Source organism: Erythrobacter sp., assembly GCF_030066995.1.
Taxonomy (GTDB): domain Bacteria; phylum Pseudomonadota; class Alphaproteobacteria; order Sphingomonadales; family Sphingomonadaceae; genus Erythrobacter.
Window position 1 is genome coordinate 162296 of the sequence record NZ_JASJAP010000005.1, and the last position, 23426, is coordinate 185721.

Below are 23426 nucleotides of genomic sequence, written 5' to 3' on the forward strand. Positions count from 1 at the left end.
TCCGGCGATCCGACCGCGAGTCCGGTCGCTGCTTTTTCGAGCATGACATACGATTTGAACGCGCCGCTTTCATCCGGCCACACACAAACGCGAGACAGACAGACCTATGGCCAACACGCCGCAAGCCCGTAAGCGCATCCGTCGCAACAACCGCCGCGCGGAGATCAACACCGCTCGCATGAGCCGTATCCGCAGCTTCATCAAGCGGGTCGAAGTGGCCTGCGAAGCGGGGGACAAGGACGCCGCCTCCGCCGCTCTCAAGGCTGCCCAGCCGGAAATGGCCCGCGGCGCCGCGCGTGGCGTGATGCACAAGAACACGGTCGCGCGGAAGATGTCCCGACTCACCAAGCGAGTCGCCGCTCTTTGAGCATTTGAGGAACGCGAGGCGGATCGATTCGCCTCTTCAGCGCGCCCAGTTCGAGCCCGAACACAGCTTGAGGTCGCATCCATTGGGTGCGGCCTTTCTTGGTTTATGGTAATAATACCGAGCGTGATCGTCCCTAACCGTAGGATTTTCGGCGATTCGCATGGCCCTTTTTTCGAAAAGGCAGAAAAATAAGGCACTTGAACGCAGTTGTGCGGTGTTCACGCTGTCAACGAATATATTTCAGAAAAATGAAAATTTCTCCGTTGCGAAAGCAGCCGAACAGGCGTTTATTACTGCTTCAACCGGGACGGGACAGTCCGGTCGTTGCAAAGCAAAACGGCAGATTTCTTTTGGAGTTCTCGCGATTCCGAGAGGGGGCAAGCTCTGCCTTACGCAGTGTTGGTTGACCGTTTCGGACGTCGCTTCCGAAAGCGGGAGAGTATTGGGGAATAGCAAGGTGCAAGGAACAGACAAGGCGCGGATCACGCGCCGCAACGCTGACGAAGACTTGATGGAAGATGCAGAAGCCGTGAACCTCGCAGCAGACTGGGCGGATATCAGTACGGGGCTTCGCAAAGATCTCGGACACCAACTCCACAGCCAGTGGATCAAGCCGATCCAGTTGGGTGATCTCGACAAAGAGACAGGGGTCCTCAATCTTTTCCTTCCCACGGAGTTTTCCGCCAACTGGGTCAAGGATCGCTTCGAAGATCGTTTGCAGCTGGCCTGGACGATCGCGCGGCCTGAAGTGCGCCAGGTCAACATCCAAGTTCATCCCGGTCGTCGCCAGCTGCCCGAATTGCGCCTCGATGATGGGCGTCGTCCAGCCAATGACGGGGCAAGCGCGATAGCGGTCGCCGCGGGCACGATCGGCGACGCGGGCTTCACCTCAAGCGTGGGTCTTGACCCCTCGCTGACTTTTGCAGCTTTTGTAACCGGCGAAGCCAACGTCCTCGCCTTCAACGCGGCGCAGCGCATGGCGGCGACCGAGCAGCCGCAGTTTTCGCCGCTTTATCTCAAGGCTGCGACCGGCCAGGGCAAGACGCACCTGCTGCACGGGATCGGGCACGGCTTCCTTCAGGCCCATCCGCGCGCCCGCATCTTCTACTGCTCCGCAGAGCGTTTCATGGTGGAGTTCGTTCAGGCGCTCAAAGCCAACCAGATGATCGAATTCAAGGCGCGCCTGCGCAGTTTCGATCTGTTGCTGGTCGACGATATTCAGTTCATCATCGGCAAGGCGTCGGCGCAGGAAGAGCTGCTTTACACGATTGATGCGCTGCTGGCCGAGGGCAAGCGCCTCGTCTTTGCCGCCGACCGCGCGCCGCAGGCCCTGGACGGTGTCGAACCGCGCCTCTTGAGCCGCCTGTCGATGGGCCTCGTCGCCGATATCGCGGCCGCCGACATTGAGCTTCGCAAGTCGATCCTGGAGTCCAAACTCTCTCGTTTTGCGCCGTTGAGCGTGCCGGATGATGTCGTCGATTTCCTCGCCCGGACGATCACACGAAACGTCCGCGAGCTGGTCGGCGGTCTCAACAAACTGATCGCTTACGCGCAGCTGACGGGGCAGGACGTTTCCCTGCAACTCGCGGAGGAACAGCTCACCGATATTCTCAGCGCCAATCGCCGCCGGATCACGATTGACGAAATCCAGCGGACCGTCTGCCAGTTCTACCGGATCGATCGGTCCGAAATGAGCTCGAAGCGCCGCGCCCGCGCGGTGGTCCGCCCCCGCCAGGTGGCCATGTATCTCTCCAAGGTGCTCACGCCGCGTTCCTACCCTGAGATCGGGCGCAAGTTTGGCGGGCGCGACCACTCGACGGTCATCCATGCGGTGCGCCTGATCGAGGACCTGCGCGAGCGCGACGCCGACATGGACGGCGATGTGCGCAGTCTTTTGAGACAGCTGGAGAGCTGATTGAACGTGTGTGGGCCCCCAGTTCCATCCGTCGGGATGTGAACACGGGGCCCACATTCATCCCCCACGCAGACTACACGGTATGCACCGGGTTGTGCACATAACCGCGCACAGACTCGCCCACCGGCTACCCACAACCTGTTCACAAGTGGTCCCCAGCCTGCCAACAGGACCGTCATGGTCGACAGGTTGTTCATAGGCTCACCCACAGATCCATCCACTGGCCCGTCCACAGGCCCCTCCACCGGCTCGCCCGCCCCGGCGCTCAGCCCGGCGCGGCTTGAGCGGTTTCAACGCCACATCGTCATCCCTGAGATTGGCGGGGCCGGGCAGGTCGCCCTGGCGTCCAAACACGTCGCGGTAATCGGGCTTGGAGGCATCGCCTCACCCGCGCTGCAATATCTTGCGGCGAGCGGTATCGGGACATTCACGCTCATCGATGACGACGCCGTCGATGTCTCCAACCTGCAGCGCCAGACGATCTTCACCGCTCGCGATGTCGGCCATGGCAAGGCAACCTCCGCACGGCGCTGGATGGCGAACTTCGACGAGACACTCAGCGTCGAAATCTCCGACAGCCGCATCACGCCCGAGAACGCCGCCGACCGCATAGCGGGCGTTGACCTGGTGCTCGATGGAACGGACAACTTTGCAACCCGACTTGCGGTCTCGGACGCTTGCGTGGCCGAGCGCGTACCGCTGCTGTCGGCCGCCGTCGGTCGCTTTCAAGGGCAAGTCGGAGCGTTCGCTGGCCACCTTGTAAACCAGCCGTGCTATCGGTGCTTTGTCGGCGACGCGTTCGATGCGGAGGATTGTGACACCTGCGCGGAGGACGGCATGCTCGGCGCGATGGCGGGCTGGACCGGCAGCTTCGCTGCAATGCAGGCGGTGCGCGCGCTGTTGGGCGGCGTCGCCGCGTTCGGAGACGATCCCCTGTGGGGTCGGCTGTTCGTGCTTGACGGGCTGCAACCGGAAATGCGCTCGCTCACCATCGCAAAGGACCCGGCCTGCAAGGGTTGCGGATCAGTCTCGGAAAACGCGTAAGCTATCCTTAATCCTTCGGTGCCAAGCTGTTCTCGGGTCGGTGGATTTGAGGATTGTGTATGCTTGTCACGACCCCGAAGCGGAAACCACGGCGAATCCGGCTGCTGATCGAGGGCTCGCTTGAAACCCCAGTGGGGCAGATCGATGTTCGGGTGCGCGATCTGTCGAAGCGCGGGGCGCTCATCGAGGTGCGCGAGCGGACCTTGTGCGACGTCGATGTAAAGCTCACCCTAATGGGCGATTCCCGCAAGGGCCGGATCGTATGGCGCGCGGGATCACGGATCGGCATCCGCTTCAATCGCAGCCTGTCGGAGCAGGCGTGGAACGAGTTGGCAGGCCGACAGATGCGTGTCGGCGCGCCACGCAACTACCGTCATGACCAGATCGAAACGGAGCCGAAGCGCCTGAAGGTAACGCCCCGCTCAATCCGGTTGGGTCCGACCAGAAACTGAGCGAGCGGGCGCGCTGTCGGGCCTTTCTGCGCTCGTCACGAGACGTTGAGCAGCGCGCGGGTCCACTCTGGCACCAGTTGGCTCGCTGGCCCGTGGCGCGCTTCGTGAAAGATCGCCGTGCCTTCGCTTGGTTCCAGATTGAGTTCCAGGGTCTGCGCTCCCATGGCCTTGGCCTGCGCGACAAAGCCGGCGGCGGGGTACACCGCACCGCTTGTGCCAACGCTGACGAACAGATCGCACCGGGCAAGCGCCTCTTCGATCCTTTGCATCTGATACGGCATCTCTCCGAACCACACGACGTCCGGGCGCAGGGTCGGCGCTCGGCACACGGGGCACGCAGGCCGATCGATCATCGTTGTCTCCCAGCGTGAGCGCGTGCCACAAGACGTGCACAGCGCGCTCTTGAGCTCGCCGTGCATGTGGCAAACATTCCTTGAACCGCCGCGTTCGTGCAGATCATCCACGTTCTGGGTGACGAGCAACAATTCGCCTGCAAATTCCGCTTCCAGCCTGGCGAGCGCGATGTGAGCCGCGTTTGGCTCAACCCTCGCCAACCCCGCGCGCCGCTCATCGTAAAAGCGCAGCACCAGATCGGGATCGCGCGCAAAGCCCTCGGGCGTCGCCACATCGTAGATCGAATGCTGCTCCCATAGGCCGCCTGCGTCGCGAAACGTGTCGATACCGCTTTCCGCGCTGATGCCGGCTCCGGTCAGGACCACGATGCTCTCAATACCAGCGCTCACATCACCCTCCGTTCGGCTTGGACACGGGACTCTGTCCATCGCAGCCTTGTCTTGGGACCGTCCATACTTTTAGAGCGGTGCGCGCATCAACGGGAGAAACGCGCCATGGCAAGGTTTGCGGTGCTGGGACACAAGGGCCGGATGGGGCGCGCGCTGGGCGTCGCGATCGAGGAGGCGGGTCACGAATTTTGCGTCGGCGTCGATCGGGGCGGCGATCCGGCGCCGATCATCGGGCAGTGCGAGGTGGCGGTGGACTTTTCCGCGCCGAGCGCGCTGGCGGCCAATCTCGGCGCGGCGCAGACGGCGGGCATCCCGATCCTGATCGGGACGACGGGGCTGGAGGATGCGCATTTCGCAGCGATTGAGGAGGCGGCGGCGGCGATCCCGGTGCTCCAGACAGGCAACACCTCGCTGGGCGTCACGCTGCTGGCGGCGCTGGTGCGCGAGGCGGCGGCGAAGCTGGCGGCAGACTGGGACATTGAGATCCTCGAAATGCACCACCGCAGCAAGGTCGATGCGCCCTCGGGCACCGCCAAGCTCTTGGGCGAAGCGGCGGCTGAGGGACGCGGGATCGAGCTCGCCGCGCACAGCGAAGCGGGCCGCGACAGCGCAACCGGGGCGCGGGCTCAAGGCGCGATCGGCTTTGCGAGCCTGCGCGGCGGGACCGTGGCGGGCGATCACAGCGTGATTTTCGCAGGCGATGAGGAGCGCATCACCCTGTCACACAGCGCTGAGGACCGGATGATCTTCGCGCGCGGAGCGGTCAAAGGCGCCGCGTGGCTGATCGGCCAGCCTGCCGGACGCTATACGATGAACGATGTGTTGGGCCTGTAGCGCTGGGGGAACGGGCGCGCGAAACATCAAAGCATGACCAAAGACCAGATCTTCGAGTTCTTCCGGCGTTTGGCCGAAGACAATCCGAACCCTGAGACCGAGCTGGAGTACGGCAACGCTTACCAGCTCGTCGTCGCGGTCGCGCTGTCGGCGCAGGCGACCGATGTCGGCGTCAACAAGGCCACGCGGGCGCTGTTTGCGAAGGTCGATAATCCGCGCGCGATGCTCGATCTGGGGCTTCAAGGCCTGATCGAGCACATCAAGACGATCGGTCTGTTCAACTCCAAGGCGAAGAACGTGATCGCGCTCTCGCAGCTGCTGATCGACGAATATGGCGGCGAAGTACCGGACACGCGCGAAGACCTCGTGCGTCTGCCCGGCGTGGGGCGCAAGACGGCCAATGTCGTGCTCAATTGCTGGTTCGGGCAGGAAACCTTCGCGGTCGACACCCACATCCTGCGCGTCGGCAACCGCACCGGACTGGCCAAAGGTAAAACGCCCGAAAAGGTCGAGGAAAAGCTGGAAAAGCGCGTACCCGAACCGTTTCGGCTAGGCGCGCATCACTGGCTGATTCTGCACGGGCGTTATGTGTGCAAGGCGCGGACCCCCGAGTGCTGGCGCTGCAAAGTGGTGGATTTGTGCAGCTTCAGGAAGAAGGTGCTGGAGAAGCCTAGGGGGCGTTAGATGCTCACAAGCAATCTCCGAAGGTCGCGCAGACGAAACCAAGAACGAACCAAAAGCAGGCTATTACAGCGAGCGGAACGTACACAATTGCGAGCGCGGTTCGCCACGGCCTTCTTATGGGTGCGATCAGCAAGCTCGCTGCGCCTAATACGGCGCTGAGCGCTAAGGCGATCACGTCAAATTCCATCACGCGGTCGAGGATTAGTCGTGTAAACAGCAGATACACGCTGAGGACTGCAGGAGGCAGCACAGTCGCACCTAGCGCTGCCAGTGCCCACCTAATAACAGGATTCTGCCAATGTGTTTGAGGCTCAAAACTAAACATCATCCGCGCTAACCAACTCAGCCTCGTCAATCTCGCCCGTCAATGCAGCCACCGTCGTCGCAACCGCCGCGTCTCCGCTCACATTGGTGGTGGTGCGCATCATGTCCATGATCCGGTCGATCCCAGCCACCAGCGCGATGGTCTCCAGCGGCACGCCGACCGCACCGAACACCAGCACCATCATGATCAGGCCTGCGCCCGGAATGCCCGCCGCGCCGATCGCGCCCAGCGTGCCGAGGATCGAGATCAGGAAATAGTCGCCCCAGGTCAGATCGATCCCGAAAACCTGCGCGCCGAAAAGCGTCGCGAGCCCAAGATACATCGCGGTCCCGTTCATGTTGATCGTCGCACCCAGGCTGATGACGAAGCTCGCAACCGAGTTCGAGACGCCCAGGTTCCGGCGCGCGCAGCGCAGCGTCACCGGAAGCGTCGCGTTGGAACTCGCGGTCGAATAGCTCACCGCAATCGCGTCGATAATGCCGCGAAAGAAGTCGATGACCGGCAGCCGCGCCAGGAACTTGATCATGCCCCCATAAATCAGCGCGATGATGAGGAAGCAGCCGAGATAGTTGAGGATCACGACGATACCGAGCGCCTGTAGCGCCTCCAGACCCAGCGTCCCTGCAACCCACGCCATCAGCGCGAACACGCCGAACGGGGTCAGTTCCATGACGATCATCGTCACCTTCTGCATGACGACGCTGCCCGACTCGAAGATCTTGAGAACCGGCTCGCCGTCTTCCTTGGCCATCAGGATGCCGATCCCGATCAGCAGCGAGAAGACGATCAGCGGCAGCACATTGACATCCGCCATCACCTGCACCGGGCTCGACGGCACCATTTCGAGCACCATCTGCTCGATCGTGACGCCCGTTTCCTGACGCGCCTGAGCGCGTTCGAGCGCGGCGGCATCGAGGTCCATTCCGCTCGCATCCAGCCCCGCTCCGGGCTGGACGAATGTCCCGATGGCAAGGCCCAGCCACACTGCCATCTGCCCGGTGACGACGAACAGAAGCAGCGCGCGCCAGCCCACGCTCCCCAGCTTCTTGAGATCGCCGATACTGGCCACCCCGGCCACAAGGCTGAAGAAGATGAGCGGCACGACCAGCATCTTGATGAAGGCAATGAAGATATCGCCGATGATCTTGATGCTCGCAGCGCCCGGCCCCCATACAGAGCCAACGAGAACTCCGAGGATGAGCGCGCCGATAACCCGCTGCCACAGCGGAATTGCAAACCAAGATTTCATGTATGGGCCTTCACGAAGAGTTGCGCGTCGTCTTGGCGGCGCCAAGAAGCGCTTTTAGAGTGCCTTGGCTAGCAGGAGTTGCCGCGAATGCCCAAGCTTGATCTCGACGCCATTCCCCAGACCAACGCGACGGGCTATCCCGCGCCGTTCGATACGCAGGTCGAGGGACGCCATTACCGCCGCCTTGCCCCGGCGGCGAGCCTGGCTCAGCTGCGCGCCAGTCATGTCGTACTGGAACCGGGTGCGTGGTCATCGCAGCGCCACTGGCATCGCGATCTGGATGAGATGCTGGTGATGATCTCGGGCGAGGCGGTGCTGGTTGAAGACGATGGCGAAACGCTTGTGCTTGCAGGTGACGTCGTGGCCTGGGCCGCTGGAGCGAAGAACGGGCACCACCTGCAAAACCGCAGCGACAAACCGTGCGTGTACGTCGTCGCCAGCGCGGGCGACTATGACGCGGACAGCGGTGAGTACTCGGACATTGATATGGTGTTCGACGCGGAGGGATACGCTCGCAAGGACGGCACGCGCTATCCGGTCACACGACTGCCCTGACAGGCTTTGCTTCACGCAACCGCTTCATACTGCTCGATCACCCATTCTTCGGCTTGAGCCGCGCCGATCCATTCGTGCATCCAGTCGTGCTCCCAGATCGCTTGCATATAGCTTTGTGCAAAGCCCGGAACCCCGATGCCGTAGGTGAGGAAGCGAGAGACAACAGGCGCGTAAAAGACGTCCGCCGCGCCAAATGTTCCGAACAGGAAGGGCCCCGCCGAACCGTGCCGGGCGCGCGCTTCGGCCCACAATTGCAGGATGCGCACAATATCGCCCTTGGTCTCTTCACTCACGTTCTGAAGCGGCGTTCGGCGACGAATGTTCATCGGCATCTCGCTGCGCAGGCTTGCATAGGAGGAATGCATCTCCGCCACCATGGAGCGGGCCATGCCTCGGGCCGTTTCATCCTTGGGCCAGAAGCGATCGCGCCCGACCTTGTCCGCGAGATACTCAAGGATCGCAAGGCTATCCCAGATCACCGCATCGCCATCCCACAGAATAGGGACCTTTCCGCTGGAAGGCTGTATCTCGCCCATTTGCCGCTTGGTCTCGTCCCACTCGGCGCCGTTGATCGGAACCGTCAGCTCCTCAAATGCAAGCCCCGATTGCTTCGCCGCCAGCCAGCCTCGAAGCGACCAGCTGGAATAGTTCTTGTTGCCAAGGATGAGTTTCATGGGGGCGCCCTCCACCTTTGCGCTTTGCTATAGCCTCTTGCGTAGGTATTCAGCCTTAGGCTGTCGAGGCTGAACGGGCTCGCAGAATGCACCCGTTTGTATCACAGGACGCTCGCAATGAACCTGCCGCCGTTTCACCTGGCTTTTCCCGTCGATGATCTGTCCGCTGCGCGCGCTTTCTACGGCGAGCTTCTGGGATGCGCGGAAGGGCGCAGCAGCAACGAATGGATCGACTTCGATTTCCACGGGCACCAGATCGTCGCGCATCTGTCCGCACACGCTGGCGATCGGGCGAGCAATGCGGTGGACGGCCACGACGTGCCGGTGCCCCATTTTGGCCTCGTGCTGGAGATGGAAGACTGGCGCGCCCTGGCCGAGAAGCTCACGAAGGCAGACACCCATTTCGTGATCGAGCCCACCGTGCGGTTCGCAGGCAAGCCGGGCGAACAGGCAACGATGTTCCTGCGCGACCCCGCCGGCAACGCGCTGGAATTCAAGGCGTTTGCGGATCGGGATCAGCTGTTTGCGAAGTAACTCTCTCCAAGCGCATCAGCGACCACCGCCGCTCGTAACGCCGCGATGCCCATGCCTTTTTCCGCGCTGGTTAAGTGCAGTTCGGGAAAGGCCGCCGGGTGCTTGCGCGCTTCGTCGGCGACCTTGCTCGCCACACGCTCAAGCTTGCTCGCTTTCACCTTGTCGGCCTTGGTGAGCACGATGCGATAGCCGACCGCCGCCTCGTCGAGCATCTTCATCATCTCGCGGTCAACGTCTTTGAGCCCATGGCGACTGTCGACCAGCACCAGATTGCGCGCCAGCACCTGCCGCCCGCGCAGATAGCTCTTCACAAGGGTTTTCCAGCGCTCGACAACCTTTACCGGCGCTTTGGCGAAGCCGTATCCGGGCATGTCGACCAGCCGGAATTGCGTCGGCTCGCCGACTTCGAAGAAATTCAATTCCTGCGTGCGGCCCGGTGTCACTGAAGCGCGGGCAATGGCCTTGCGACCGGTCAGCGCGTTGAGCAGGCTCGATTTGCCGACGTTGGATCGGCCCGCAAAGGCGATCTCGGGCACGGTGGGTTCGGGCAGAAACTTCAGCTGCGGCGCGGACAGCAGAAACTCCACTCGCCCGGAAAACAACCGAGAAGCCGCTTCCTCGCGCCGCTGCTGCGCGCGTTCCTCTTCGGGTGTCAGCCCCAAGCTCAAGCCTTGCTCTTTTCCGCCTTCTCGCGTTCCGCCTTCTGGGCCATTTCAGCCTTTTCCTTTTCAGCCGCCGCCTTCAACTGCGGGTGGCGCGAATAGAGATACTTCTGCTGCGCCAGCGTCAGGATGTTCGATGTCACCCAGTACAGCAGAAGCCCTGCGGCAAACGGCGCCATCACGAACATCAGGAACCACGGCATCAGATTGAAGATCTGCTGCTGCATCGGGTCCATCGTGGACGGATTGAGCTTGAAGGTCAGCCACATGGTAACACCCAGCAGAACGGCCAGAACGCCGATACCAAGGAAGCCGGGCACCTCATAGGGTAGCACCCCAAACAGGTTGAGGATCGTCGCGGGGTCCGGCGCGGTAAGATCGCGGATGTAGAGGAATGGCTCGTGCCGCATCTCGATCGCAAGGATGAGCACCTTGTAAAGCGCAAAGAAGATCGGGATCTGAATGACAAGCGGCAGGCACCCGGCCAGCGGATTGACCTTCTCCTCCTTGTACAGCTCCATGATCTTTTGTTGCTGGGTCTGCTTGTCGTCCTTGTAGCGCTCCTGGATCGCCTTCATCTTCGGCTGGACCGCTTTCATCTGCGCCATCGAGGAAAACTGCTTTTGCGCAATCGGGAAAAGCAGGCCGCGAATGACCAGCGTCATGCCGATGATCGCGACACCGAAGTTGCCGATCAGGCCGTTGAGGGTGCGCAGCAGCCACAGAAGCGGCTTTTCGATGATCTCGAACCAGCCCCAGGAGATGGCCTTGCCGAATTGCGAGATGCCGCCGTCCTCATACCGGTCTAGGATGACGCTATCCTTCGCGCCTGCGTAGAGGCGCGTGGACTGAGTGAGAGTCGCGCCAGGGGCGAGCGTCTGCGCGGTGTAAAGCACATCGGCGCGGAACAGATCGCTCTTGAGCGAGCGAAAGGTTGCGCTTTCTGCGCTTTCTCCCGGAACAAGAGCGCCCAACCAGTAGCGGTCCGAGAAGCCGAGCCAATCGGGTGAACCAGTCGGAGACCAGGTCTTCAGTTCGGCAAGCTCATGATAGGCGTGCGGATCGTTGAGCACATCGTCGAACACTCCGACCGGGCCAGCGTGGCTTAGAAACTCATCGGGGGAAGCGTTATATCGGGGATCGGCATCCGCGTTTGCTCCGGGGATCGCGCTGCGCTTGATCAGAGCAAACGGCTGAACGACCGCGGCGGCCTCTTCGGCGGCGTTGGTCACGCTTTGCTCTGCGGTGATCATGTAGTCTTCATCGACCGTTAGTTTGATCGAGTAGGTGAGATCATTCTCGCGCCGGGTCAGCGTGACTGGTCTGTCCGGGGTCAGCTTGTCGCCATCGGCGCTCCAAACAGCCTGCGATGAACTGCGCTTGGCGTTCACGAGAAAGCCAAACTCTGCGAAATACTCATCGAAAGTACGTTCGGGCGCGAACAGACGCACCGGGCCTGAGTCCTTATCGGTCGTCTCGCGATGGTCCTTGAGTACGATATCATCGATCCGCGCGCCGACCAGATTGATCGACCCCGCGATACGTGGAGCCTCGATCACCACGCGCTGCGGATCGGCCAAGGCGGCGCTCAGGTCCACAGGCCCGGTCGCCGGGGTGCCATTTGTCAGATCGCCGGCGACGACACTGGTGCCTTCCACCGCGCCCGGTTCTTCCCCGGAAGCAACAACACCGCCCGGCGGTGTCTTCCTCTGCGCTGCCTGCGTCTCTGGCTGAGGGTAGAAATACCTCATGCCCACGTCCCAGCCCAGGATCAGCAGGCCCGAAAGCACGAAGGCGAGCAACAAGTTGCGCGAATTGTTCAAGTCTAACGATCCCTGACGTCAATATGGCTGTGGTTTGAGGCTAGTTAAGCATCGTGGCCGGGTTTTCCCAGCCCGCAGGTCCAGGCTTAGGGCACCGGATCGTGCCCATGCCCTCCCCACGGATGGCAGCGCCCTAGCCGCTTTATCGCGAGCCATCCACCCTTGAGCGCGCCATATTTCCGAAGCGCTTCTATCGCGTACTCGCTGCATGAGGGGGTGTAACGGCATGTCGGCGGAAGGATGAGTGAGGGACCAAGTTGCCATCCGCGTACAAGGAGAATGAAAAGGTGTTTCATGATGCGCCCTTTGTGGGAGACCGCCGACCGCGGCGTGGGCGCCGACCCCGCGCCGGATCACCAACCCCCTGGCGCGCGCGCGCCAGCGCCTGCTCCAACTCATCGGCCATGGTGTGAAAATCACGCTCAACCCCGCCCGCCCGACCGATCAGCACGTGATCGTGGTGAGTTAGGCCTTGATTCGCCAGCGCCGTGCGGAGCAATTCGCGAAAGCGCCGTTTCATCCGGTTGCGTACCACGGCGTTGCCGATCTTTTTGGTCACCGTCACACCGAAACGTGTCCCCTGCCCGTCATTCGGCCGGGTGAGCAGGACGAAGCCAGGCTTCGCGTTTCGCAGGCCGTTATTGGCCGCGACAAAGTCAGCTCGCTTGGTGAGCGTGATAATCATGATCAGGCTAGATACGACAAACGGGCCCCAGATAGGAGCCCGTTAGCGTGTCAAACACAACAGTTGGCGCCCACACTGGGAGCGCCAGCAGTTCAGGCGGTGAGCTTCTTACGACCGCGGCGACGTCGCGCGCGAAGGAGCTTGCGACCACCCACGGTGGCCTTGCGTGCGAAAAAGCCGTGGCGACGCTTGCGCACAAGATTGCTGGGCTGGAAAGTCCGCTTCATTTCGTCCTCGAATAGTCTGGTCCGAGCCAGCAGGCGATCCGCACTGCGGCTCCGCCTAACGACCGGGAAAACGCGCACTCGGCCACGCAAAGGTGTGATCGAGGGGCAATCAGACACGCGCCATTATGAGAATGCGCATTACGAGTCAAGAAAAGCGTGGGTCGCGGTCGCGCCTTTTCGAGGGCGCGCGGCCTGCGCCGACGCTCCCGGCTGTGAGCCATCGCCGTATCGGGTTTCCGGCGCTTGGGAAGCGCTCATCGCCAGCGTCCCTTCGGCTTTGCCAGGATCGAACGCCGCAAGAGCCTTCTCAGGCTCAAGCCAGCGCCGCATCGCTTTCGCGCCAAGCCATTTGGCGCTGTGATGCGGCACGGAATTGGTCATGGCGTAAAAGGCACGGGCGCGCTTTTCGCTCATCCCCATCTCAATATAGTAGTCGATGTAGAGCCGATTGGCTGGCGCGTCCGCTGCGAAATCGCTCGGCTCGCGTCCATAGCTGTCGAGCCAGGAATGCACCGCAAACCGAGCTCCGTTCTCAATCCGGCGGCTGGCTCCGGCCAGAAACAGCTCAACAGCCCCTGACCGCACCGAACCGCCTCGCGGAACATAAGTCGTAATCCCGGCGGCTCGCAGGCGGCGTCCGAGCGCCAGATTGGCGATGTCGTCATAGGTGCCCGGCGCCTCGATCATTTCCAGCACCTGAAGCCCGGGATAATCCCGCATTAGCGCTTCGAACTGCCTCGGGCTTGCGCTGTCTGTCGAACCGATCAGAGCCGCCCGGGAATCGCTCAAGACAAGGAAAGGGCCATAGCGCCGCGCAATATCGGACGATCCAGAGGCGTGTTCCGGGGGCGCAAAGCGCGGTGTGGATTGTGTGGTCGACGACGGCCCGATCGGGTCGCCCTTGGCGAGACCAGCGTTGTCAAGGCGCGCTTCGTCAAGGCGCACCCAGCGGCGCTGGCTTGGATCCCACTCCTCGACCCAGCTTTCGGCTACAAAGCTGCGATGACCCGCCGAATGCTGCGCGTGCGCAGGAGCCGAAAGGGCGAGCGCTTGTAAAAGCAGTCCGAAGGCCAGGATCCAGCGCATAAACCGCTGAATGGCCCCGCTTTGCTGAGTATTTCGCAAAGCATTATACTTGCGGAAGCCTTTCGTATTCGTACGGAAACGCTCGACAATCTTCGATTAACGCTGCAAAAACCGTCTCCGGGGGAAGAATAGCTGAGGCTGGATCCTTGGCGCTAAAGGGGGTCGCGCGAATGGTCGCACTTGTTCGCACGGTGGCGTATCTTGGTCTGGAGGCGAAGCCTGTCGAGGTGCAGTGTCAGGTCGCCAGTGGCCTTCCGCGCTTTTCGATCGTAGGCCTGCCCGACAAGGCGGTGAGCGAAAGCCGCGAAAGGGTTCAGGCCGCGCTGGCCGCTATGGGGCTGGCGCTCCCCCCAAAACGGATCACGATCAACCTCTCGCCCGCCGATCTACCCAAGGACGGATCGCATTTTGACCTGCCGATCGCGCTTGCTTTACTGGCCGCCATGGGTGTCACCGATGCCGAACAACTGGGCGACTGGATCGTAGTGGGCGAACTTTCGCTCGATGGGCGGGTGGTCGCCTCACCCGGCGTGTTGATAGCCGCGCTGCACGCCAGCGAAGCGCAATGCGGGCTGATCTGCCCGGTCGATCAGGGGTCGGAAGCCAAATGGGCGAGCGGCGTACCGGTTCTGGCACCGCGCACGCTGAGCGATCTTCTTTCGCATCTGAAGGGCACAAGCGTTCTCGCTGATCCGGTTCGCGGCGAAGTCGCCGAAAGCACCCAGGTAACCGATCTACGGCAAGTCAAAGGACAGGAAACGGCCAAACGCGCCCTCGAAATCGCGGCGGCCGGGGGACATAACCTTTTGATGGTTGGACCGCCCGGCTCTGGCAAGAGCCTGCTGGCCTCCTGCCTGCCGGGCATTCTACCCGAACTGACACCGAGCGAAGCGTTGGAAGTTTCCATGGTCCAGTCGGTGGCCGGAACACTTGAAGCGGGCCGGATCAGCCGGGCACGACCGTTTCGCGCGCCCCACCATTCTGCAAGCATGGCGGCGCTCACGGGCGGCGGTCTCAAAGTGCGCCCCGGCGAAGTCAGCCTTGCCCACCTTGGCGTGCTGTTTCTGGACGAGCTGCCCGAGTTTCAGCGCCAGGTTCTCGACTCGCTGCGCCAACCTCTCGAGACGGGCTGTGTCGATGTCGCGCGCGCCAACGCGCATGTAACCTTTCCCGCCAACGTTCAGCTGGTGGCCGCGATGAACCCTTGCCGCTGCGGCCATGCGGGCGAAGCGGACAATATCTGCGCGCGCCACCCGCGCTGCGTCGGAGAATATCAGGGGCGGCTTTCCGGGCCTCTCCTGGATCGCATCGATCTGCACGTTGAAGTGCCCGCCGTGAGCGCGATGGATCTGTCGCTTCCGCCTGCCAGCGAGGGCAGCGCGGATGTTGCCGAACGGGTCGCGGCCGCCCGCCAACGGTGCACAGAGCGCGGCGTTCGCGCGAACGCCGAGTTGCAGGGCGACGCGCTGGAGGTGCACGCCGCTCCGGACGAGGAAGGCCGCGCTCTGCTTGCCAGGGCTGCCGAGAAGCTGCGGCTGTCCGCGCGCGGCTACACACGCGTTCTTCGCGTCGCTCGCACCATCGCGGATCTGGCCGGTGATGGCGAGGTTGGCCGCAGCCACATCGCCGAAGCGCTAAGCTATCGGGCATTTGTGGGAATGCGGTAACCGGGGCCGCATCGCGTCGCGGTTTGTAACATGGCGTCGCGGGGCTGGCGCTGTTCATTGCAGTGCAAGGTCGCATGCGTCTATCAACCCGCTCCCCGAACGAAAATCTAGAAGCGCAAGCCCTCTTGAGCGACGACACTCTAACCCATGCCGTGGAGCCCGCGTCGAGCTATATCGGTCGCGGGGGCGAGGGGTCGCTTAAGCTCCGTTTCGCCGGGCTTGCTGCGACCATCGTTGTTGAGCTTCTCATCATCGCCCTTTTGCTGACGCTCGGTTGGAATCTTTCCCAAGAGGAACCCGAGGCGCCTGTTGTGACAAGACTGGAAGCGCGCAACGCCTCGGACGATTCGCCGCCCGCGGCGGAAGAGCAACCCCAGCAAGTCGAACCCGAGCCGCGGGCCGAACCGGAGCCTCGACCGCCAGAGCCGCAGGAAATCGAAACGCCCGAACCGCCACTCCCAACCCCGACGGAGACGCCGCCGCTTATCCTGCCGAACGCTCCCCCACTTCCGCCGCCGCCGCCGCCACCGCCGCCCCGTCCAAAGCCTCCCGAAGCCAAGCCCCAGGGACCGCCGGCGAGGGTCTACGGCCCGCCGGATTCCGGATCGTCCAGCCGACGCTCGGACAGCCGCCGCGTCGGCACCGCTCCCAACGGTGAGCCGATGTACGCCGCGCGCTGGTATCGTGAACCGACCCGCCAAGAGCTTGCCGGATACCTTTCCACTGCGATAGCGCCGGCGAGCGCTTTGATTGTGTGCCGAACCGTATCCGACTTTCGTGTCGAAGACTGCCAGTTGCTTGGAGAGTCACCGCGCGGCTCAAAGATCGGACGCGCCGTGCTGGCCGCCGCCTGGCAGTTTCGTGTGCGCCCCGCAATTATCCGCGGGCAATCGCAGGTCGGCTCATGGGTGCGCATCCGGATTGACTACACACGCACCGTCCAGCGCTGAGCCGTCAGGCGAAGCCGCGCACGACCGCGCAAAAGTCCTCGCCATAGGTTTCAAGCTTCTTGACGCCGATTCCCGAAACCTTGGCCATGGCCTCAAGACCGGTCGGCCTGATCGAGGCGATCTCTCGCAGCACGCTGTCGTGAAAGATGATGTAAGCTGGAATCCCGTTAGCGCGGGCGAGTTCGGCGCGCTTGGCGCGGAGGGCTTCGAACAACGGGTCGCCTGATGGATTGGCGCTTCTGCTCGCCCGGCGCCGAGGCGCCTTGGGACGGGGCTTGGCGATGGAGAAGGATCGATCTCCCTTCAAAAAAGCGCGGGCGTCCGGACCAAGCGCCAGGCCCGCGTGGTCGGTGGAGATGAGCAACTCACGAGCCAAGGCGGCGCGCATCACAGCGCGCAACAGGGGCGCCTCTTCAGGTGTAAGGATCCCGAAAACCGACAGCGCGTCGTGCCCGCGCTGGCGAACGCGCTCATCCGGCTGTCCGAGCAACACCTTCTCGACATGTCCGATGCCAAAGCTTTGTCCGGTGCGGTACACCGCTGAAAGCAGCTTCTTGGCGATCTGAGTCGCGTCGAGAACGGTCGGAGGATCAAGACAGATATCGCAATTGCCGCAGGCCTCGGGCGGGGTCTCACCGAAATGCCGCAACAGGATCGCCCGGCGGCAGGTTGACGCTTCGACCAGACCGGCGAGGGCGTTCAGCCGCGCGCGCTCGCTTGCCCGGCGTTCGTCGTCGACATCGCCAAGCCATTGGCGCGCTTTTGCAAAGTCCGAAGCGCTCCAGAACAGGCGCGCTTCGGCCGGATCGCCATCGCGGCCCGCCCGCCCGGTCTCCTGATAATAGGCCTCGATCGACTTGGGCAGCGAGGCGTGCACGACAAAACGCACATCCGGCTTGTCGATACCCATGCCAAAGGCGATGGTCGCGACCATCACCATGTCTTCGCTCGCCACAAACCCCGCTTGCACCGCGGCGCGCTGGTCCGGCGCAAGTCCCGCGTGATAGACGCCAACGCGTCGCCCTGTGGCTTGGAGTCTCGCGGCCAACTGTTCGCAGCCTTTGCGGCTGGACGCGTAAACAATGCCCGCACCGGGCCTGCGGCTGACGTAGTCGGCGATTTGGCGTGCCCCGCCCTCCCTGGCGCTGATCGTGTAACGGATATTGGCGCGGTCGAAACCGGCAACGATCAGCCCGTCGTCGGGCAAGCCCAGCTGCACAAGGATGTCGGCGCGCGTCGCCCTGTCTGCCGTCGCAGTCAGCGCAAGCCGGGGAACATGGCCGAATGCGTCAAGGAGCGGGCGCAAGGCGCGATAGTCGGGGCGAAAATCATGGCCCCATTCGGAGACACAGTGCGCCTCGTCAATCGCGAACAGCGAAAGACGCGCTTGGCTCAAAAGCCTGCGGAAACCTTGCGTGTTGGCCCGCTCGGGCGCGATATAGAGAAGATCGAGCTCTCCGCTCAGCAGCGCTTCAGCCGTTGCCGCGTTATCGGTATCGGCGCTGGTCATCGAAGCGGCGCGAATGCCAACGGCGCGCGCCGAACGTATCTGATCGTGCATCAAGGCGATCAAGGGCGAGACCACGATCGCCGTGCCGGATCGAGCCAGCGCCGGGAGTTGGTAGCATAAGGACTTGCCCGCTCCGGTCGGCATAAGCGCCAGCGTGTGTTCGCCCCGAAGAACGCGTGCGATCACCTTTTCCTGCGTGCCGCGAAATCCGGAATAGCCAAAAGTGCTGCGCAAGATCTCTTCAGCTGCGCGTCCGACAGAGGCGGGCTCACTGGAATCTTGGAGTTCGGGGTCTGGAGCGGGCGCTTCGAGCATTTCAGCGGTCATCAAGGCCACCGACGCACATCTGGGTCAAGGCAAAGCCCCGCCAGTTTCCAGCGATTTCTTGGGAGCAGGACGGAGGGCTGCTGGGCCGCTCAGTTCGAGGCGATCTTGCGTGCCTCGTCAATATCGATGATGTCGCCCGCCATCAAAGGCTGCGAGGGTTCAGCGACCGTTCCGTCGACGCGGCGGCCTACATCGGCTCGTTTGATCAGGTTGAGCCCTGTGTGATTGAGGATGCGCCCATCATGCGAGAGCACTGAGACGGGGCCAATTGGCAGACGATCACGCTCATCGACGAGAACGGGATCTTCGGCCACGAATTCGCTGCCATATTTCTGACCCCACTGGCGCAAAGCGATCATTGCCGGAAGAAGGTCGAAGCCTTTCTCGGTCAGGCGATACTCGATTTTGCGTCGATCGTCCTCACACGGCTCCCGTTTCAGGATGCCGTGCTCAACAAGCTTCGCCAAGCGATTAGAAAGAATATTACGCGCGATCCCGAGCTCAGAGAGAAACTCTTCAAAATGCTTCAGGCCGTTAAAGCTCGCCCGCAGAATCATGAAGGACCAACGTTCGCCCATGACTTCCAGCGCTTGCGGCAGACCGCAATCGATAAGTTCGCGCAGTGACTCTCTAACTTCGCCCATAATTCAGTCCTCTCAGTGCAACCTTGTTAGCGCAAATCTGTACGGGAACAAAATCCGCTCCAAAAAATTTTCAGTTTTAGGTTGCAACTGAAAACCGAATCACATAGGTAGCAATCAGCAACCGGTTTTAATTCGAAACGTTGCACCGCACAATGATAATTGCACCACGAACAAAAGGACCAAAGCGATGACCCTCTCCCTCAACGCCGCAAGCCGCCTCTCTCTCGTCGCCACCGCCGCTCTGGCGCTGGGCACCACCGTTGCCCCGATCGCGAGCCAAGCCGCTGCACCTTATTACACGGCGACCCTCGCCGCTCCGGCCGACGACGATCGCGCGGTTGCCGGCGGTGTCGCGTGGGCTTGCAAAGACAGCACGTGCGTAGCGGCCAAGGGCACCAGTCGCCCGATGCGCATTTGCCGTGGCCTCGCGCGTGAGTTCGGTGAGATCACCAGCTTCACAGCCAAGGGTAAAGAACTGGACGCTGACAAGCTGGCCAAATGCAACGGCAAGTAAGCCAAGCAGCACAGCCTTTACACTTCCCCATCCGCTCGTAACTCTCCAAACGAGCGGCACCTCAAGACCCCCGGCGCAGCGTGTCCCCAACAGCTGCGACCGGGGGACTTTCCTTGCAATCAGAGAAGCCCGGCTTCGTGCAATTGCGCTTCCAGCGCGGGCGCATCGATGAACAGGTGCGCATCCCAGCCCCGCGCTCGGGCCGCTTCGATATTCGCCGGGTTGTCATCGGTGAAGAACAGGGAACCGCGCGAACGATCGCTGCGTTCCTCAACGATCCGGTAAATGCGCGGGTCCGGCTTTGCGACCTTCTCGGTGCCCGATACGATGATGTCGTCGAACAGATCGAAGATCGGTTCTGTCGGACGAAACATTGCCCAGAATTCATCGCCAAAGTTGGTCAGGCAATAGAGCGGCACATTCCTGGCGTGCAATTGCCTAACCAGGTCATGGGTTCCTTGAACCGGGCCGGGCACGGTCTCATTGAAACGGGTCGCGTACGCTTTGATATGCGCCTGATAGGCCGGAAAGAGAGCCACACGCTCGGGCACCATTTCCGCCAAGGGGCGCCCACGATCATGCTCAAAGTGCCATTCCTCGGTAACCACATTGGCCAGAAACCAATCCAGCTCCTCAGCGTCATCGATCAGCTTTTCAAACAGCGCGCGCAGTTGCCACTGGAAAAGTACACGCCCGACATCGAACACCACGGCTTTTTCCGCTTTAGCCACAGAACACGTTCTCCAAAAGCGCGCGGCCCGCGCTCCTGATCGGAGGCGGGCCGCTGCACAACCAAACCATCGCCGCAACCGGCGATCAGCGCATCACTCAGCCTTGGCGAGCCTTGAAGCGGCGGTTGGTCTTGTTGATGACATAGGTGCGTCCACGACGGCGGATGACGCGGCAATCGCGGTGACGGTTCTTCAGCGACTTAAGGCTGTTGCGGATTTTCATTGTCGGTCTCTCAAAAGCAAAACGCGTCGGAATCGGCCGACGCGCGAAATTTCGTAGGCGCCGTTACCTTGGTGCGTGGATTTCGTCAATGCTCAACGCCGGATCTCGGAAAGCTTACGCTCCCATGCCAATGCGTGCGCGATGATCGTATCGAGCTTCTCGTATTGCGGAACCCAGGGCAGTTCCTTGCGAATTCGGCCCGGATCCGAGATCAGCTGATCGGGATCGCCCGCTCTGCGCCCTTCGATCCGGCGATCAATCTTCCTGTTCGTCACTCGATCCACCGCGTCGAGCACTTCGAGGACCGAATAGCCCCGCCCGTAACCGCAATTCATGGTGAGCGAACGCCTGGGCTGGGCGATCAGCGCTTCGAGCGCCAGCACGTGAGCCGCTGCCAGGTCGCTAACATGAATGTAATCGCGCACTCCGGTTCCGTCTGGAGTGTCGTAATCGGTACCAAAGACGCTGACATGGCTGCGCTTGCCCAACACGGCTTCGACTGCGACCTTGATGAGATGCGTCGCTCCCGCTGTGGACTGACCCGAACGCACTTGCGGATCGGCGCCAGCAACGTTGAAGTAACGCAGCGCGCAATAATTCATGGGATGCGCCGATGTTGTGTCCGACAGCATTTGCTCGGTCATGAGCTTGGACCAGCCATAGGGGTTTATCGGCTTCTTCAGGGAATCCTCGGCCACCGGAGAGATTTCGGGAACCCCGTAAGTCGCCGCGGTGCTCGAGAAGATAAAATGCGCCACGCCCGCGGCAACCGCCGCCTCGATAAGCACCCGGCTCTTTGCGGTGTTGTTATGATAGTACTTGAGCGGGTTCTCGACGCTTTCGGGCACGAGGATCGAGCCCGCGAAGTGCATGATCGCGCCGATTCCCTGCTCGTCGAAGATCCGGTTCAAAAGCTCCACATCTTCGATATCGCCTTCGTAAAAGGCGACATTCTCGGGGATCGTGAAGCGAAAGCCCGTCGAAAGGTTGTCCACCACCGCGACATCCCAGCCCGCATCGGCCAACGCCAGGACCGCATGGCTTCCGATGTAGCCTGCGCCGCCCGTTACAAGAACGCTTGGTTTGCTCGTGTCTGTCATGAATGCGGCCTTTACCAGCTTTCTGCTGCAAAAGCGTAAAGCCACCGCGTTTAGCGACGGGGTTTTGCACGAGCGCAATTGCGCCTATTGCGCAGCTCGAACTAGGAGCTCCTCATGTCGCACATTGCACCATTACGATTTGCGCTTTCGGCGCTAGCGGTCTTCGGCCTTTCCGCATGCGCTGCCAACACCTACACGGGGCCAGTCGAAGTGACGCGGTTCATCGGTTCGCAGCCGGCAGGGCTTGGCCAAGGCACTATCGCCCTGCGTTTCTCCGAAGAGCTGGAGAACGAAGCCGCGCTCGATGCCTTCCGCGGTGCCATTAGCGATGAGCTCTCATTGCTGGGCTACACCGTCATCGCCAACGAAGAAATTGCCGATCAAATAGCCACGATCAGCACCAGCCGCACCTCCATTCCGGCTGCCGAGGGCAGCGACCCGGTCAATGTCGGCGTTGGCGGCTCAACCGGCAGTTTCGGAAGCGGGGTTGGCGTTGGCGTCGGAATCAATCTGGGCGGCAACCGCGATCGCTCGCCCCGCGTCATCTCGGAGCTGAGCGTCGCCATCGCTTCCAACACGAACGACACAAACCGCCAGAACCTCTGGGAAGCGCGCGCCCAGTTCCCGACCAGCGTGAATTCGCCCTACGCCCCCGTTGCCGTCAACGCGCGCACGCTCGCAGCGGCGGTCTTCAAGGATTTTCCTGCAGGCAGCGGTGACACAGTCAGCATCGATGTGGATGAATTAGTGGAGCAGCCATGAGCCTTTGCATCGACGCCGCTTTCGACAGCGGCAATATCGAGGTGCTCGAGATCGCCGGCGACAAAGCGCGCCTCGCCATTCGCAAGGACCACAATTCGGACTTCGCCCAATGGTTTCACTTCCGCGTCTCGGGCGCGGCTGGACGCGAAGTCGAGCTCAAGATCACGGGGCTAAACGCCAGCGCCTATCCTGGCGGGTGGCCGGGCTATGACGCCTGTGTATCGGAGGATCGGGAGTACTGGACCCGCGCTGCGAGCGCGTTTGACAAGGGTGAGGAGAACGGAACGCTCACAATCCGCTACACGCCCGCCAGCCAGATCTGCTACTTTGCGTATTTCGCGCCCTATTCGATCGAGCGCCATCACGATCTGATTGCCGAAGCGGCGGCAAGCGAAGGCGTTGACCTCGTACGCCTCACACAGACGCTTGACGGACGTCCGCTTGATTCCCTCGAAATGGGCGAAGGACCGCTGAAGGCCTGGCTCTACGCGCGCCAACATCCCGGCGAGAGCATGGCCGAATGGTGGATGGAGGGCGCCCTCGAATGCCTCTCCGATCCTATCGATCCGGTCGCACGGAGCCTCCGTCATCACTGCCGTTTGCACATTGTGCCCAATTGCAATCCGGATGGCTCGGCGAGGGGGCACTTGCGGACGAACGCGGTCGGCACCAATCTCAATCGGGAATGGACTCAACCGAGCGCGGAGACCTCGCCGGAAGTCCTCGCGATCCGAAACAGGATGGATGAAACCGGCGTCGATTTTGCGATGGATGTGCATGGTGATGAGGCCATCCCGGCAAACTTCCTCGCGGGATTTGAAGGCATACCAAGCTGGACCGACGCGCTGGGCGACCAGTTCTATCGCTACCAACGCATCCTTGATCGACGTTCACCCGATTTCCAGATCGAACTCGGCTACCCCAAGACATCCGCCGGTCGCGCGAACCTGGGCATCAGCACCAATCAGGTGGCAGAGCGCTATGGTGCTTGTGCAATGACCTTGGAGATGCCGTTCAAGGATTTGGCCGCGTTCCCAGAGCCCGAACAAGGCTGGTCGCCCGAACGCTGCAAACTGCTCGCGCGCGATTGCCTCGCCGCGCTGCTTGAATGGATTGAAACATCAGACGGCTGACACGGT

General features: G+C 61.9%; 27 protein-coding genes. 13 read left to right on the forward strand and 14 right to left on the reverse strand.

What is annotated here, in order from left to right; all coding sequences use genetic code 11:
* The first annotated feature begins 106 nt into the window (after positions 1-106).
* The 4 genes from rpsT to QNI87_RS12435 all read left to right on the forward strand — a co-directional run bounded on the left by rpsT (position 107) and on the right by QNI87_RS12435 (position 3778).
* Positions 107-367, forward strand: coding sequence for a 30S ribosomal protein S20 (rpsT, locus tag QNI87_RS12420; protein ID WP_300596954.1), 261 nt, complete (start codon positions 107-109; stop codon positions 365-367).
* A gap of 511 nt (positions 368-878) precedes the next feature.
* Positions 879-2282, forward strand: a complete 1404-nt coding sequence (gene dnaA / locus QNI87_RS12425; protein ID WP_300597522.1) for a chromosomal replication initiator protein DnaA — start codon at positions 879-881, stop codon at positions 2280-2282.
* Positions 2283-2459: 177 nt separating this feature from the next.
* A complete protein-coding gene (locus tag QNI87_RS12430; protein WP_300596956.1) occupies positions 2460-3326 on the forward strand; it encodes a HesA/MoeB/ThiF family protein in 867 nt (288 codons plus the stop codon).
* A 59-nt stretch (positions 3327-3385) separates the two neighbouring features.
* Positions 3386-3778, forward strand: coding sequence for a PilZ domain-containing protein (locus QNI87_RS12435; RefSeq protein WP_300596958.1), 393 nt, complete (start codon positions 3386-3388; stop codon positions 3776-3778).
* Positions 3779-3813: 35 nt separating this feature from the next.
* On the opposite strand, the gene QNI87_RS12440 is transcribed toward QNI87_RS12435, so the two are convergent.
* On the reverse strand, positions 3814-4521 hold the full coding sequence (locus tag QNI87_RS12440) for an NAD-dependent deacylase (RefSeq protein WP_300596960.1): 708 nt from the start codon (positions 4519-4521) through the stop codon (positions 3814-3816).
* A 105-nt stretch (positions 4522-4626) separates the two neighbouring features.
* Between QNI87_RS12440 and dapB the strand changes: the two genes are divergently transcribed.
* Both dapB and nth read left to right on the forward strand, forming a co-directional pair.
* Positions 4627-5355: a 4-hydroxy-tetrahydrodipicolinate reductase gene (gene dapB / locus QNI87_RS12445; protein ID WP_300596962.1), complete on the forward strand. Its 729-nt coding sequence runs from the start codon at positions 4627-4629 to the stop codon at positions 5353-5355.
* Positions 5356-5388: 33 nt separating this feature from the next.
* Positions 5389-6039 (forward strand): endonuclease III, encoded by a 651-nt coding sequence (gene nth, locus QNI87_RS12450; RefSeq protein WP_300596964.1) that lies wholly within the window; start codon positions 5389-5391, stop codon positions 6037-6039.
* Positions 6040-6356: 317 nt separating this feature from the next.
* On the opposite strand, the gene QNI87_RS12455 is transcribed toward nth, so the two are convergent.
* A complete protein-coding gene (locus tag QNI87_RS12455) occupies positions 6357-7613 on the reverse strand; it encodes a dicarboxylate/amino acid:cation symporter (RefSeq protein WP_300596967.1) in 1257 nt (418 codons plus the stop codon).
* An 87-nt stretch (positions 7614-7700) separates the two neighbouring features.
* Here QNI87_RS12455 and QNI87_RS12460 point away from each other — a divergent pair, with 87 nt between their 5' ends.
* A complete protein-coding gene (locus QNI87_RS12460; RefSeq protein WP_300596969.1) occupies positions 7701-8168 on the forward strand; it encodes a cupin domain-containing protein in 468 nt (155 codons plus the stop codon).
* 11 nt (positions 8169-8179) lie between these two features.
* Here QNI87_RS12460 and QNI87_RS12465 read toward each other — a convergent pair whose 3' ends face one another.
* Positions 8180-8842: a glutathione S-transferase family protein gene (locus QNI87_RS12465; protein WP_300596971.1), complete on the reverse strand. Its 663-nt coding sequence runs from the start codon at positions 8840-8842 to the stop codon at positions 8180-8182.
* Positions 8843-8959: 117 nt separating this feature from the next.
* On the opposite strand from QNI87_RS12465, the gene QNI87_RS12470 reads away from it, so the two are divergent.
* Entirely contained in the window at positions 8960-9376 is a 417-nt protein-coding gene (locus tag QNI87_RS12470; protein WP_300596973.1) for a VOC family protein, read from the forward strand.
* On the opposite strand, the gene yihA is transcribed toward QNI87_RS12470, so the two are convergent.
* From yihA to QNI87_RS12500, 6 genes are all read right to left on the reverse strand, one after another.
* Positions 9358-10032, reverse strand: a complete 675-nt coding sequence (gene yihA / locus QNI87_RS12475) for a ribosome biogenesis GTP-binding protein YihA/YsxC (protein ID WP_300597524.1) — start codon at positions 10030-10032, stop codon at positions 9358-9360. The two genes, QNI87_RS12470 and yihA, sit on opposite strands and share 19 nt — an antisense overlap.
* A gap of 8 nt (positions 10033-10040) precedes the next feature.
* Positions 10041-11861: a membrane protein insertase YidC gene (yidC, locus tag QNI87_RS12480; RefSeq protein ID WP_300596975.1), complete on the reverse strand. Its 1821-nt coding sequence runs from the start codon at positions 11859-11861 to the stop codon at positions 10041-10043.
* Positions 11862-11947: 86 nt separating this feature from the next.
* The gene (gene yidD / locus QNI87_RS12485) at positions 11948-12160 is read right to left on the reverse strand and encodes a membrane protein insertion efficiency factor YidD (RefSeq protein ID WP_300597526.1); all 213 of its coding nucleotides are present in this window, start codon (positions 12158-12160) and stop codon (positions 11948-11950) included.
* Positions 12154-12546 (reverse strand): ribonuclease P protein component, encoded by a 393-nt coding sequence (rnpA, locus tag QNI87_RS12490; RefSeq protein ID WP_300596977.1) that lies wholly within the window; start codon positions 12544-12546, stop codon positions 12154-12156. The genes yidD and rnpA overlap by 7 nt, the downstream gene beginning before the upstream one ends.
* A 92-nt stretch (positions 12547-12638) precedes the next feature.
* The gene (gene rpmH, locus QNI87_RS12495) at positions 12639-12773 is read right to left on the reverse strand and encodes a 50S ribosomal protein L34 (protein ID WP_082701027.1); all 135 of its coding nucleotides are present in this window, start codon (positions 12771-12773) and stop codon (positions 12639-12641) included.
* A 138-nt stretch (positions 12774-12911) separates the two neighbouring features.
* Entirely contained in the window at positions 12912-13859 is a 948-nt protein-coding gene (locus tag QNI87_RS12500; RefSeq protein WP_300596980.1) for an alpha/beta hydrolase, read from the reverse strand.
* A gap of 170 nt (positions 13860-14029) precedes the next feature.
* On the opposite strand from QNI87_RS12500, the gene QNI87_RS12505 reads away from it, so the two are divergent.
* A complete protein-coding gene (locus QNI87_RS12505) occupies positions 14030-15526 on the forward strand; it encodes a YifB family Mg chelatase-like AAA ATPase (RefSeq protein WP_300596982.1) in 1497 nt (498 codons plus the stop codon).
* 125 nt (positions 15527-15651) lie between these two features.
* The gene (locus QNI87_RS12510; protein WP_300596984.1) at positions 15652-16476 is read left to right on the forward strand and encodes a hypothetical protein; all 825 of its coding nucleotides are present in this window, start codon (positions 15652-15654) and stop codon (positions 16474-16476) included.
* A 4-nt stretch (positions 16477-16480) separates the two neighbouring features.
* On the opposite strand, the gene recQ is transcribed toward QNI87_RS12510, so the two are convergent.
* On the reverse strand, positions 16481-18313 hold the full coding sequence (gene recQ / locus QNI87_RS12515) for a DNA helicase RecQ (RefSeq protein WP_300596986.1): 1833 nt from the start codon (positions 18311-18313) through the stop codon (positions 16481-16483).
* An 89-nt stretch (positions 18314-18402) separates the two neighbouring features.
* Positions 18403-18957 carry a helix-turn-helix domain-containing protein gene (locus QNI87_RS12520; protein ID WP_300596988.1) on the reverse strand — a complete coding sequence of 185 codons (555 nt, stop codon included), beginning with the start codon at positions 18955-18957 and terminating at the stop codon, positions 18403-18405.
* A gap of 187 nt (positions 18958-19144) precedes the next feature.
* Here QNI87_RS12520 and QNI87_RS12525 point away from each other — a divergent pair, with 187 nt between their 5' ends.
* The gene (locus QNI87_RS12525; protein ID WP_300596990.1) at positions 19145-19471 is read left to right on the forward strand and encodes a hypothetical protein; all 327 of its coding nucleotides are present in this window, start codon (positions 19145-19147) and stop codon (positions 19469-19471) included.
* 119 nt (positions 19472-19590) lie between these two features.
* On the opposite strand, the gene QNI87_RS12530 is transcribed toward QNI87_RS12525, so the two are convergent.
* From QNI87_RS12530 to galE, 3 genes are all read right to left on the reverse strand, one after another.
* Complete coding sequence (locus QNI87_RS12530; protein ID WP_300596992.1) at positions 19591-20202, reverse strand: HAD-IA family hydrolase; 612 nt, start codon at positions 20200-20202, stop codon at positions 19591-19593.
* 97 nt (positions 20203-20299) lie between these two features.
* A complete protein-coding gene (gene ykgO, locus QNI87_RS12535) occupies positions 20300-20425 on the reverse strand; it encodes a type B 50S ribosomal protein L36 (protein WP_007165381.1) in 126 nt (41 codons plus the stop codon).
* A 92-nt stretch (positions 20426-20517) separates the two neighbouring features.
* A complete protein-coding gene (gene galE / locus QNI87_RS12540; RefSeq protein WP_300596995.1) occupies positions 20518-21525 on the reverse strand; it encodes a UDP-glucose 4-epimerase GalE in 1008 nt (335 codons plus the stop codon).
* Between the two features lie 114 nt (positions 21526-21639).
* Here galE and QNI87_RS12545 point away from each other — a divergent pair, with 114 nt between their 5' ends.
* Both QNI87_RS12545 and QNI87_RS12550 read left to right on the forward strand, forming a co-directional pair.
* Positions 21640-22287 (forward strand): hypothetical protein, encoded by a 648-nt coding sequence (locus tag QNI87_RS12545; protein WP_300596997.1) that lies wholly within the window; start codon positions 21640-21642, stop codon positions 22285-22287.
* A complete protein-coding gene (locus QNI87_RS12550) occupies positions 22284-23420 on the forward strand; it encodes a M14-type cytosolic carboxypeptidase (protein ID WP_300596999.1) in 1137 nt (378 codons plus the stop codon). Before QNI87_RS12545 ends, QNI87_RS12550 begins: the two co-directional genes overlap by 4 nt.
* Positions 23421-23426 lie beyond the last annotated feature (6 nt).